The organism is Bradyrhizobium sp. CW1 (genome assembly GCF_023100665.1).
Taxonomy (GTDB): Bacteria; Pseudomonadota; Alphaproteobacteria; order Rhizobiales; family Xanthobacteraceae; genus Bradyrhizobium; species Bradyrhizobium canariense_D.
This window is the reverse complement of record NZ_CP064684.1, coordinates 4,411,891-4,422,989: the sequence shown is the minus strand read 5'-3', so window position 1 is coordinate 4,422,989 and position 11,099 is coordinate 4,411,891. Positions and strand designations below refer to the sequence as shown.

10 protein-coding genes and 1 pseudogene are annotated in these 11,099 nt (G+C 63.5%); 6 read left to right on the top strand and 5 right to left on the bottom strand.

What is annotated here, in order from left to right; translation table 11 throughout:
• Window positions 1-24 precede the first annotated feature (24 nt).
• Window positions 25-1,632, top strand: coding sequence for a multicopper oxidase family protein (locus tag IVB54_RS21800; RefSeq protein ID WP_026233147.1), 1,608 nt, complete (start codon window positions 25-27; stop codon window positions 1,630-1,632).
• A 19-nt stretch (window positions 1,633-1,651) separates the two neighbouring features.
• Here IVB54_RS21800 and IVB54_RS21795 read toward each other — a convergent pair whose 3' ends face one another.
• On the bottom strand, window positions 1,652-3,565 hold the full coding sequence (locus tag IVB54_RS21795) for an autotransporter outer membrane beta-barrel domain-containing protein (protein ID WP_051112997.1): 1,914 nt from the start codon (window positions 3,563-3,565) through the stop codon (window positions 1,652-1,654).
• Here IVB54_RS21795 and IVB54_RS21790 point away from each other — a divergent pair.
• From IVB54_RS21790 to IVB54_RS21780, 3 genes are all read left to right on the top strand, one after another.
• Window positions 3,564-4,031, top strand: coding sequence for a hypothetical protein (locus IVB54_RS21790; protein ID WP_157642966.1), 468 nt, complete (start codon window positions 3,564-3,566; stop codon window positions 4,029-4,031). The genes IVB54_RS21795 and IVB54_RS21790 overlap by 2 nt on opposite strands.
• Window positions 4,032-4,292: 261 nt before the next feature.
• On the top strand, window positions 4,293-4,634 hold the full coding sequence (locus tag IVB54_RS21785) for a hypothetical protein (protein ID WP_157642967.1): 342 nt from the start codon (window positions 4,293-4,295) through the stop codon (window positions 4,632-4,634).
• 175 nt (window positions 4,635-4,809) lie between these two features.
• Window positions 4,810-6,432 carry an ABC-F family ATP-binding cassette domain-containing protein gene (locus tag IVB54_RS21780; protein ID WP_204511036.1) on the top strand — a complete coding sequence of 541 codons (1,623 nt, stop codon included), beginning with the start codon at window positions 4,810-4,812 and terminating at the stop codon, window positions 6,430-6,432.
• 163 nt (window positions 6,433-6,595) lie between these two features.
• On the opposite strand, the pseudogene IVB54_RS21775 reads toward IVB54_RS21780, so the two are convergent.
• Window positions 6,596-7,128, bottom strand: a pseudogene (locus IVB54_RS21775) (transposase).
• A gap of 132 nt (window positions 7,129-7,260) precedes the next feature.
• Here IVB54_RS21775 and IVB54_RS21770 point away from each other — a divergent pair.
• Window positions 7,261-8,136 carry an MBL fold metallo-hydrolase gene (locus IVB54_RS21770; RefSeq protein ID WP_018456348.1) on the top strand — a complete coding sequence of 292 codons (876 nt, stop codon included), beginning with the start codon at window positions 7,261-7,263 and terminating at the stop codon, window positions 8,134-8,136.
• Between the two features lie 129 nt (window positions 8,137-8,265).
• Here IVB54_RS21770 and IVB54_RS21765 read toward each other — a convergent pair whose 3' ends face one another.
• A complete protein-coding gene (locus tag IVB54_RS21765; RefSeq protein WP_026233150.1) occupies window positions 8,266-9,357 on the bottom strand; it encodes a type II asparaginase in 1,092 nt (363 codons plus the stop codon).
• Between the two features lie 223 nt (window positions 9,358-9,580).
• Window positions 9,581-9,829: a hypothetical protein gene (locus IVB54_RS21760; protein WP_018456350.1), complete on the bottom strand. Its 249-nt coding sequence runs from the start codon at window positions 9,827-9,829 to the stop codon at window positions 9,581-9,583.
• Window positions 9,830-10,032: 203 nt separating this feature from the next.
• Between IVB54_RS21760 and IVB54_RS21755 the strand changes: the two genes are divergently transcribed.
• Complete coding sequence (locus IVB54_RS21755; RefSeq protein ID WP_018456351.1) at window positions 10,033-10,503, top strand: cupin domain-containing protein; 471 nt, start codon at window positions 10,033-10,035, stop codon at window positions 10,501-10,503.
• Window positions 10,504-10,518: 15 nt separating this feature from the next.
• Here IVB54_RS21755 and IVB54_RS21750 read toward each other — a convergent pair whose 3' ends face one another.
• Window positions 10,519-11,082 carry a TetR/AcrR family transcriptional regulator gene (locus IVB54_RS21750; RefSeq protein ID WP_018456352.1) on the bottom strand — a complete coding sequence of 188 codons (564 nt, stop codon included), beginning with the start codon at window positions 11,080-11,082 and terminating at the stop codon, window positions 10,519-10,521.
• Between the last annotated feature and the right edge of the window lie 17 nt (window positions 11,083-11,099).

The following is an 11,099-nucleotide window of genomic DNA, read 5'->3' as shown; positions in this document are numbered from 1 at the left end:
CAGGCAACAGGGGGCGAAATGCAAATGCAGCACGATTCGAACGGTGCAGCTTCAGTCACCAGCGTGACAGGGACTATGACATTGTCGCGCCGCCAGTTGCTCGATTGCGGTCTCAAAGCCGGCGCGTTGTCGCTGTTCGCAGGTGCCGCGAACGCCCAGCACGCCGTGCACGACCATGCTGGCATGTCCCACACCGCGGACATGTCGCCGACCATGGGGATGGTCGCTGAAACGCCCGTTCCTGCCATGGACCAGGCGCTGGTCGAGCCCGAGGTGCGGCGGTCCGTCAATGGCGTGCTGAGCACGACGTTGCGGGTCGGCTACGCCTATCGCCAGATCGGCGGCGTCCGGCTCTATGTCAGATCCTATGACGGCGGCAGCCCCGGCCCGACCTTGCGCATGAAGCCCGGCGAAACCCTGCGCATCAAGATGATCAACGATTTGCCACCGAACCGCGATGGATTGCCGGCCGACATCAGCCATCCGCACCAGTTCAACAACACCAATTTCCACTTCCACGGCGCGCATACCAGCCCGAGCGGGATTTCCGACAACGTCATGCGCTCGATGGCGCCGGGCCGCAGCTACAACATCGAAATCACCCTGCCGGCCGACCACACCAGGGGCACCTACTGGTATCACCCGCATCACCACGGCAGCGCCGACATCCAGATGTCCTCCGGCATGGTCGGCGCCGTCGTCATCGAGGGCGATTTCGCCGACGTCCCCGAGATCGCGACAGCCCGCGAACGCCTCATGGTGCTGACCCAGGTGGTCTACGATGCCAACGGCATGGTCGAAAATTTCGAGACGCTGTTTCCCGAGACTGCGACGCGCTTTCTCGCCATCAACGGCCAGCGCCGGCCAATGATCGAGATGCGGCCCGGCGAGGTGCAGCGTTGGCGCATCCTCAACGCCGCCTATCAGGACGACATGCTGCTCGACCTCGAAAAGCACGATCTGCATGCGATCGCCTATGACGGCATCCAGCTCGGTGCCATGCAGCCGCTCAAGCAGGTCCTGATCGCGCCGGGGCAGCGCGCCGACATTCTGGTGAAAGCAGGCAGCCCCGGCACCTACGCCTTCAACGCGGCGCCCTACGACCAGGGGCATCCTTCGCCGGTGGGGCCTCTGGCGCGGGTCGTGGTGTCAGGCGCGCCGATGGACATGCAGCTGCCGCGCGCCCTGCCACCAGCGCCGCTCGCGACCATCAAGGACTCCGAGATCACCAACCGCCGCAAGGTGGTGCTGTCGGCCACCGCGCCGGAGGCCGATGCCGCCGGCCATTGGCAGGAATTCGAGTTCTCCGTCGACGGCAAGAAGTTCGACCCCGGCCGCATCGATCAGCGGGTCAAGCTGGGCGCGGTCGAGGAGTGGACCATCGTCAATACGCATGAGCATGACGACCACGTCTTCCACATCCACACCAACCCGTTCCAGGTGATCTCGGCCAACGGCAAGGCGCTGGCGGTGCCGGAATGGCGGGATTCCGTGATCGTGGAGCGCAAGGGCGGCGTGGTCGTGTTCCGCTCGCGCTTTATCGATTTCACCGGTGTCTACATGCTCCACTGCCACATGATGAACCACGAGGAGATGGGCATGATGCAGACGGTCGAGGTCTACAAGCCGTAAGCTTCTGGGAGGACGCCTCTCACCAGGCGTATCTGACCACGCCCTTGCCGGCGTAGGAGCGCGTGACCTCGGAGAACTCGCCCTCGAAGGTGCCTGCCGCAGACCAGCCGTTCATCCATTTCATTTCGAGGGACGCCGTCGTCAGCGCGGACTCGCTGGCCTGCCTTGCGCCGTTGACGGTGAAGCTGGCGCCGGGCAGCGCCTGGAAGGTGGAGTTGATGGCGTGGTCCGGGTTGAAGTCGTGCGCCCAGGCCGCACGGCCTCGCAGCGAGAGGATCGCGTTCGGCATCGCCCAGGATCTGTCGGCGCGGACGCCGAGTTCGCTTCGGGTGTCGGTGACGCTCTTCGAGCCGTAGGCCAGCGCAAAGGTGTTGGTGCCGGAGACGACGGACTCGGCGTAGGCCGGCAGGTCGAAGGTGGTGAACTGCCCGGCCGCATAGGGCGTGAGGCCGACGCCGCCGATCCACGGCGTCACGAAGCGGTAGCCGCCTTCGAGGCGTCCCGACCAGGCGTTCGCATTGAACTGCGCGCGCAGGTGATCGACGCCGGCAATCGTCACGGTGCGGTCAGTGGTGACATCCTGCCAGCCATAGGCCAGCGCGCCCGAGACGTAGGCCGCGCCGAGCGTGTGGCGCACGAAGGCGCCGGCCTGGAACAGGTCGGAGCGACCGCTGCCGCCATTGACGACGTTGAAACTGCTGCCGCCACCGGCGAGCGCAAAGCCTGCGACGGTGTTGGGTGAAAGGATATAGTCGGCACCGGCCGCCATGCCGAAGATGCGGCTGGTGCTGGTGTTGGAGCCTGCCGCGAGGTTGCCATCGGTGGTTTGCGCGCCGCCGAAGCCGGCCGCCCACACGCTCCAGCGCGGATCGTAATTGCTCCGCAGCGGCGCCTTGCTGTAGATCGCGGCATAAGCGTCGCGCTCGTTCTTGCTGCGCGGCTTGCCTGACGAGGCGTAGGCGTTGGCGGCAACATTATCCTCGGCATAGGCCGGCGCATGGACGCCGTCGCCGCGTCCGGGCGTGAACGGATCGGTCATGATGCTCATGAACTGGGTCATGGCGTTGAAAGTGGTCTGCTGCGACCCCGTCGCGGTCTCGCCCGAGGCCTGGGTCAGGCCGGCCGGTGTCAGCCCGCTATAGACCAGCGGAATGCCGCCATTGGTGTTGAAGTAGCCGACGATGGCATTGCCGACCCCGTTCTGGTTGCCAGTCAAACTGCCGCCTGGCGGGACGAAGTTCAGGACCAGGTTCAGATAGGCGTGGGTGGGATCATAGCTCAGCGTCGTATGGAAGTTCGTGGGCAGGTTGGTGTCGACCACCGCTCCGAACGTGCCGCTGACGCTGCCTGCTGTGAGGATCGTGTACTGCGTGGCGACGTAGCTGCCATTGGCGTAGGTCGCGTTCACCGTGGCGCCGCCGAGCGTGGCCGAACCCGTCACGCCGATGAAGCTCGAAGTCGTCGGATTGATCTGCACCATGTAGATGGCGCCGGACTGAAGGGCGAGACTGCCGGTTACGTTCAGCGACGTGCCTGCGGCGCCGTTGCCCGCCGCCAGGGTGCCGCCGGTGTTGATAACCGTATTGCCGACGGTGCCGACGCCCGACAGCGTGGCGCCGCTGCTGACGGCGGTCAGCACCGACGATGCGATCGAGCCGTTCACCACAAGCTCGCCTGCGTTGACAGTCGTGCCGCCGGTGTAGGTGTTGGTGCCCGACAGTGTCAGCGTGCCGGTGCCCTGCTTGGAGACCAATCCGCTGCCGCCGATGGCGCTGCCAAAGGTGACCGCATCCGAGCGGTTGAAAATTAGCGCCGCGTTGTTGGTGATGTTGCCGAGGACCGAGCCTGTGGTGCCGCCGTTGCCGATCTGCAAGGTTCCAGCGGAAATCGTGGTGCCGCCAGCGTAGGTGTTGGTGCCCGACAGCGTCAGCATGCCGGTGCCGGTCTTGACCAGCGCACCGCCGATTCCTTGGATCGTACCAGCAACTGTGGTCGACTGGTTGTTGCCGCCAACCGTGATCGTTTTTGTGCCAAAGTTGAACGTGCCCGTGCCACTGATCGAGCCGGCAGTCGTCCCCGCGGATGTTAGGGTCGAGAAATCAACGACACTGCCCGCAAAAGTCCTCAGAGTGGCATTGCCGCCACTGCTCGTATCGAAAAACTGGACCAATTGCAGGGTGACATCGGCGCTGCTGGCTGTGCTGTTATTGAAGAATTGCAGAACGCCACTGCCGTTGAATGCGGCGCTGCCGGCGCTGCTCGCGTTGCTGAACGTGGCGGTGCTGTTCACCAAGATCCTTGCAGTGCCGGCTGAGCTGGTGTCCTTGAACACCACAGCGGGGCTGCCGCTGAAGGCGTTGATTTGCGCGTTCCCGGCCGTGCTAGAATTGTTGAAATAGATCCTGTTGGCAGCGCCACCGCCGCCTAAGCTAATGCGGGAATTACCGGCCGTGCTGGTGTCGTAAAAGTTGACGCTGCCGCCGTTCTGGATGTCAAATTGAGTTGCAGGAGCAGCTCCTGCGCCGGCCGTGCTGCTGTTGTAGAAATTCAGAGCATTTGTGTCGTTGCGTATAAAGACTTGGCCGCCCTGGGCATTGATACCAGCGTCGATGAAGGAAAGAGACCGGCTATTGGTGAAGTGGTAAGTCGACGCGCCGCTGTTGAAGGTCCAGCCGCCGAAGCTGGCGTCGGCCGAGAATGAAACTGCCGTCGTGCTGGAGGTGCCAAAGAACGCGGTGCCAGTTGGCACCACGGCCGGGCTCCAATTGGCGGCGGTGTTGAAGTCGCCCGTGCCTGGGCTGGTCGACCAGGTCGAATCTGCGGCCTGCGCCGCCGCCGTACCGGCCAGCGTCGCCGCCAAGGCAGTCGAAGCCAGCCACGCTGCCCGCTTGGTTGAAATCCGCCGAAATCCCGACACTTGCCCACCTGACGTCTTGTTGACTGCCAGGCCATTGGCGGCACGACATGGCGACGCTATCGGAGTGGAACCCCTGGAACAATGAACCGTTGTTCGCAGCCGAGGCCATTGCTGGCGGCGTGCGTCATTTCAGCCACAGGCAGCAACTTCGGCGTGCGGCCAAGGTCTCTCCGAGCAGACAACACGGGCTCGGCCAGGCTTCCCCTGGCGGCCTGCATGGCCTATGACGCTGCAACGCAACAATCCCCCAAAAAGACCTCATGATCCGCCTCGACAACGTCAGCAAGCAAGCCGGCCACCAGATCCTGTTCATCGAAGCGTCCGCCGCCCTCAACAAGGGCGAGAAGATCGGGCTCGTCGGCCCGAACGGCGCGGGCAAGACCACGCTGTTCCGGATGATCGCCGGCGAGGAACTGCCCGATGAGGGGCAGGTCTCGACCGATCGCGGCATCACCATCGGCTATTTCAACCAGGATGTCGGCGAGATGGCCGGCCGCAGCGCCGTGGCCGAGGTCATGGACGGGGCGGGACCGGTGAGTGCGGTGGCCGCCGAGCTGCGCGAGCTCGAGACCGCGATGGCCGATCCCGACAAGGCCGACCAGATGGACGAGATCATCGCGCGGTACGGCGAGGTGCAGCACGCGTTCGAGGAGCTCGACGGCTACGCGCTCGACGGCCGTGCGCGCGAGGCGCTATCCGGCCTCGGCTTCAGCCAGGAGATGATGGACGGCGACGTCGGAAAACTCTCCGGCGGCTGGAAGATGCGCGTGGCGCTGGCGCGTATTCTCTTGATGCGTCCCGACGTCATGCTGCTCGACGAACCCAGCAACCATCTCGATCTAGAAAGCCTGATCTGGCTGGAGAAGTTCTTGCACGACTACGAAGGCACGCTGCTGATGACCTCGCACGACCGCGAGTTTATCAACCGCGTGATCTCGAAAGTGGTCGAGATCGATTCCGGCTCGCTTACGACCTACGCCGGCAATTACGAATTCTACGAGCAGCAGCGGGCGTTGAGCGAGAAGCAGCAACAGGCGCAGTTCGAGCGCCAGCAGGCCATGCTCGCCAAGGAGATCAAATTCATCGAGCGGTTCAAGGCGCGCGCATCTCATGCGGCGCAGGTTCAGAGCCGGGTGAAGAAGCTCGACAAGATCGAGCGGGTGGAGCCGCCGCGCCGCCGCCAGACGGTGGCGTTCGACTTCCCACCGGCGCCGCGCTCGGGCGAGGACGTCGTTGCGCTCAAAAAGGTCTTCAAGGGCTACGGCAGCAAGCGGATCTATGACGGGCTCGATTTCATGATCCGCCGCAGGGAGCGCTGGTGCGTGATGGGCGTCAACGGCGCCGGCAAATCGACGCTACTCAAGCTCGTCGCCGGTGCGAGCGAGCCGGACGAGGGCACCGTTGCAGTCGGCGGCAGCGTCAAAATGGGCTATTTCGCGCAGCACGCGATGGATTTGCTCGACGGCGAGCAGACGGTGTTCGAGTCACTCGAATATGCGTTTCCGACCGCGGGGCAGGGCTCCCTGCGCGCGCTCGCCGGCTGCTTCGGCTTCTCCGGCGACGACGTCGAGAAGCGCTGCCGCGTGCTCTCGGGCGGCGAGAAGGCGCGCCTGGTGATGGCCAAGATGCTGTTCGATCCCCCGAACTTCCTGGTGCTGGACGAGCCGACCAACCATCTCGACCTCGCCACCAAGGAGATGCTGATTACGGCGCTGTCGGATTTCGAGGGCACCATGCTGTTCGTCTCGCATGACCGGCATTTTCTCAGCGTCCTGTCGAACCGCGTGCTGGAGCTGACGCCCGAAGGCATCCACCAGTTCGGCGGCGGCTACACCGAATATGTCGCGCGCACGGGGCAGGAAGCGCCGGGGTTGCGGTCGTAGTGATCGGCGGTAGCCCGGATGGAGCGAAGCGTAATCCGGGTTTCGTGCCGCGTGGCTAGTCGTGCGCTGCGGATGGTCCGGCCCCGGATGTCGCTTCGCTCATCCGGGCGACAGGAGTCCGTGGAAATCTCGTAGCCCGGATGGAGCGTAAGCGTAATCCGGGTCAGTCTTCGCGTTCGCCGAAGCTACCAACTATCTCTCCAGCTCCTCCCCAATCGGGCGGAAGCACGCCTTCGCGGACGTAGCGGTGAAGCGATGAATGCGGCCAGTCTGCCGGCGAAGAGACATACCCGTGCTTGGCCGGGTTAAAGTGGATGTAGTCGGCGCAGCGTTCGAAATCGGCGTCGTCACGAATCGTGTGCTCCCAAAACCGCCTTTGCCACAGAGAGAACTCCCCCCGACGATTGCGGGAGATGGGGGCACCTGAAACAGCCAGTTGATGCGTGAAGGAGCTCTTGATCCGCCGCCATCGGCCGGAAAAATCGCGTCATTGTCCGGCAGCGTCATGATGACGTGCAGATGATCAGGGAGGACCACGATTGCTTCGATCGTGAATGGCCTTTCAGCGCGCGCCACCCGGAATGCGTGGCGCAGCTTGTCCACATGATCGACCAACACGGATGATCTTCGATCATCCAGCGTCACGGTGAAAAAGAAGGTCCCACCAGGGAGAAGATTGCGCCGATAGCGAACCACGCGAGCACCTTCCCGGATTACGCTTCGCTCCATCGGGCTACAACCAGATCGAGAGATTTGCAATCCATTCGCTTGCTTGCACGTTTCAGGGGCTCTCGCTACGCTGTTTCAAAAAAGCGGAGCGAAATAGCCATGAAGCAACTCCGGATCGGCGACATCACCATCGATGCGGTGATCGAGCGGGAGGGGCCGTGGCGGCGGCCGCAGGATTTTTTCCCGGCTTATGACGAGGGTGTGTTCAGGCACCATCTGCCGACCATGGAGCCGGAGGTGTTCGATGCCGCGCGCGGCATGATGGTCATCACCTATCAGACCTTCGTGGTGCGCACGCCGCGCTATACCATCCTGGTCGACACCTGCACCGGCGAGGACAAGGGCCATCCGCCGCCGTTCGATTTTCCCGGCAAGGAACGCTGGCGCAACGAGCTGTTCGCGCTCGGCATCGGCTTCGAGCAGATCGACTACGTGTTCTGCACGCATCTTCATATCGACCACACCGGCTGGAACACGACCTTGCGCGATGGCCGTTGGGTGCCGACGTTTCCGAATGCGAAATACGTCTTCCACAAGGGTGAATATGCGGCCTGGGAGGCCGAGCATGCCAAGGGCCGCAACCCGCCCGGCACCGTGTTTCGCGACAATTGCCTGCCGATCGTCGAGGCAGGCCAAGCGCTGCTGGTCGATGACGATTACGCGCTCGACGACACCGTCACGCTGACGCCGACGCCGGGGCATTCGCCCTGCCATTGCTGCGTGAACATCTTTTCGAAGGGGCGCCGCGCGGTGGTCGCCGGCGACCTCATGCATCATCAGATCCAGTGCCGCGAGCCGGACTGGTCGGCCAAGCCGGATTGGGATGCGAAGCAGTCCGCGGTGTCGCGGCGAAAGTTTTTTGCTTCCGTCGCCGACACCGACACGCTGATCCTGCCGATTCATTTCCCGGCGCCGACGGTCGGGCTGATCAGGCCGCTCGGCGCCGCCTTTGATTATCGTTTCAAGCGGGATTGACCACTGGGTCGCCGTCATGGCCGGGCTTGTCCCGGCCATCCACGACCATGGCTGCACGAAACAAAAACGTGGATGCCCGGGACAAGCCCGGGCAAGACGAGTTCGTGGAGCGCCCGCGCGTCGAACGCTTTAGTACGTATAGAACATCCGCTGGATTTCCTTGGTGTCGGTCGTCTTGGTCAGCGCCAGCATCAGCAGAATGCGCGCCTTTTGAGGATTGAGCGTATCCGAGACGACGAAGTCGTGCTCGTCGTCCTTGGCCTCGCCGTTGCGCGCGACGATGCCGTTGCCGACCCGGCTGCTGCGCACGATCACGACACCCTTCTTGCGGGCCTCGTCGAGGGCTGGCTCGACCGCGGGGCGAGCCAGGCTGCCGTCACCGACGCCGGCATGCACGATCCCCTTGGCCCGGGCGGCGACAAACGCGTCGATCGCGACCCGGTTCATGTTGGCGTAGCCGTACACGATGTCGACTTGCGGCAGGACATCGAGGCTGGAGACGTCGAATTCGGAGTCCGCCGTGTGCCGGCGCGTCGATTGACGATAGAAGTACGGCTTGTTGCCCTGCATGTAGCCGAGAAAGCCGAGTTCCGGGGCACGGAAGGTGTCCGCCGTCGAGGTGTTGTTCTTGGTGACATCGCGAGCCGCGTTGATCTGATCGTTGAGAGCAACGAGCACGCCCTTGCCGACGGCCTCGTCACTGCCTGCGAGGATCACCGCATTGAAGAGGTTGATCGGTCCATCCGCGCTGATCGCCGTCGACGGCCGCATCGCGCCGACGACGACGACAGGTTTCTTGCTCTTGACGACGAGGTCCAGAAAATAACTGGTTTCTTCGATCGTATCGGTCCCGTGCGTGATCACAATGCCATCGACGTCGTCCTGCGCGAGCAGCGTGTTGACGCGCTTGGCAAGCTTGAGCCAGTAGTCATTGTTCATGTTCTCGCTGGCGATCTGGAAAACCTGCTCGCCCTTGACGTTAGCCACCGTTTTCAGTTCGGGGACGGCATTCAGGAGCGTCTCAATGCCCACCGTGGCGGCGGTGTAGCCGACCACGGTGGTGCTGCTCGCCCCGCTGCCGGCGATCGTGCCGCCGGTTGCGAGCACCATGACATTGGGCAGTCCCGGGCCCCGCGCGTTCGCGGCTTCAAGTCCGATGAGCAGCGCGAAGAGCAAGCTCATTGCCGCGATGAAGTGATGACGCACTCGAGGTTGCCACATCTTGACGTTCCCTTTGCTAGAAAGCCTTGTCGATGCGCCCCGTTTCGCTCAGCACCGCATGATCGGTCAGTCGAGAGCTCCTGTCTAGGGCGACGCTGCTTTCGGATGATTTGGTCTGGAAGCCGGCACACGGAAACACACACGCGAATGGCCGGGACAAGCCCGGCCATGTGGCAGTTCGTCTGGCGATTGCTCGCTAAAGCAGCAGCGAATTTGCGGCGCCTTACGCGCCCATCTCGCACTTCTTCATAAAGCTGTTCTTGGCGGCGCCGGCGAGCGGCTTGCCCTCGGCGCTGACGGCCTTGGGCGCGCAGGCTTCGGCTTTGCACTTCTTCATGAACGAGGTCTTGGCGGCGCCAGCCAGGGCCTTGCCGTCCTTGCCGACCGCCTTGCTTTCGCAGGTGTCCTCCGCGAGGGCCGAACCCGCTGCGAACGTGGCAACGATCGCAGCCAGGAAAATCCGCTTCATCATGATTGTCTCCCTAAACCAGAAATGGCACGCGGATTGGAGCCGGAAATCGTGGCGCAATCAAGCTGGATGAGCGCCTGCCGCCCGGTCTTGCTGGCGATTTCCGACCGCGGGTACGAAAGGGCCGACGCCTGCTGCACTGCTCGCTGACCGGGACGGGCGATCCTGCTAGCTTCAGGCGAGTTTAGCCGAAAGGGAGCATCGTAATGGAGACCCTGATTGCGAACATGCCGGATGCCGCTTCTGACCGGCATTCTCACCTGGTTCGGCCGCAAGAGATGGAATGGCAGAAGACGCGCTTTCCCGGCTGCGAGGCCAAGACGCTGCTGTTCGATCGCAGCAGCGGTCTGATGACGGCCTTGATGCGCTTTGCGCCGGGATCGGTGCTGCCCGATCACGAGCATGTCGGCGTCGAGCAGAGTTATGTCATCGAGGGCGCTCTCGTCGACAACGAGGGACCGGCCAAGGGGATTACCTGCAAGGCCGGCGAATTCATCTGGCGCGAGGCGGGCAGCCGGCATGCCGCCTGGTGCCCGGAGGGCGCCCTGATCCTGGCGATCTTCCAGGTGCCGAACAAGTTCTTCGAAGCCGACGGCCGCGTCGTCGATGCCGCCGGTCAGGATTGGGACCAAACTTGGGGGCACACCGACGCGCAGCGGGCGGGGAAGGCGCGGTAGGCGGCTCTTCGAAGCTCAAGTGCCGTCATTGATGCTTCTGACGAGCGTGGTGACCTGAACGGCGATCAGCCGCCGCATCTCCTTGCCGTTCCTGGCGGTTTCGCGCAGTCCCCGCATGCCGAACACCAGGCATCGCGCCAGCACCTCCGGCTCGACCGCTATCCCGGCGGCATTCACCTGATCGCGGATGAGGTCGGCGACCAAACACTGGAAGTTGTCGTAGACCTTCCGAACTGCGGGGAAACGGAGGTCGAACAGATCTGCCGAATCGGGATGCGCCTCGATCAGGTCGAAGCCATGCGATCCCCAGGATTTACAGGCGTGGAGCAGCCTGGCGTGAAGGCCGTCGAGGCGCGCGATTGCGGCCCTGATCTCCCGATGCTTCTGCTCGTCCATTCGCTGGATCACCGCCGCGAACACGGCGTCCTTGTCGGGGAAGAGCAAATACAGCGCCGGCCGCGACATTCCCGCCCTGGCGGCGATGTCGCCCATCGTCGTGCGGGCATGGCCGTAGCGGGAGAAGACCTCCGTCGCAGCCTCGACGGCGAGCTCTTCTTTCGAAATGCTGGAACGAGCCATGAGCCTCACAAGCGTCG

Bases quoted from the DNA above. Each gene is read 5' to 3' on its own strand.
- IVB54_RS21780 (WP_204511036.1), top strand. From the start codon at position 4,810: ATGATCCGCCTCGACAACGTCAGCAAGCAAGCCGGCCACCAGATCCTG.
- IVB54_RS21800 (WP_026233147.1), top strand. From the start codon at position 25: ATGCAGCACGATTCGAACGGTGCAGCTTCAGTCACCAGCGTGACAGGG.
- IVB54_RS21765 (WP_026233150.1), bottom strand. From the start codon at position 9,357: ATGTGGCAACCTCGAGTGCGTCATCACTTCATCGCGGCAATGAGCTTG.
- IVB54_RS21760 (WP_018456350.1), bottom strand. From the start codon at position 9,829: ATGATGAAGCGGATTTTCCTGGCTGCGATCGTTGCCACGTTCGCAGCG.
- IVB54_RS21750 (WP_018456352.1), bottom strand. From the start codon at position 11,082: ATGGCTCGTTCCAGCATTTCGAAAGAAGAGCTCGCCGTCGAGGCTGCG.
- IVB54_RS21770 (WP_018456348.1), top strand. From the start codon at position 7,261: ATGAAGCAACTCCGGATCGGCGACATCACCATCGATGCGGTGATCGAG.
- IVB54_RS21795 (WP_051112997.1), bottom strand. From the start codon at position 3,565: ATGCTGACGCTGTCGGGCACCAACACCTACGCTGGCGGCACCACGATT.
- IVB54_RS21790 (WP_157642966.1), top strand. From the start codon at position 3,564: ATGCCGGTGCCGGTCTTGACCAGCGCACCGCCGATTCCTTGGATCGTA.
- IVB54_RS21755 (WP_018456351.1), top strand. From the start codon at position 10,033: ATGGAGACCCTGATTGCGAACATGCCGGATGCCGCTTCTGACCGGCAT.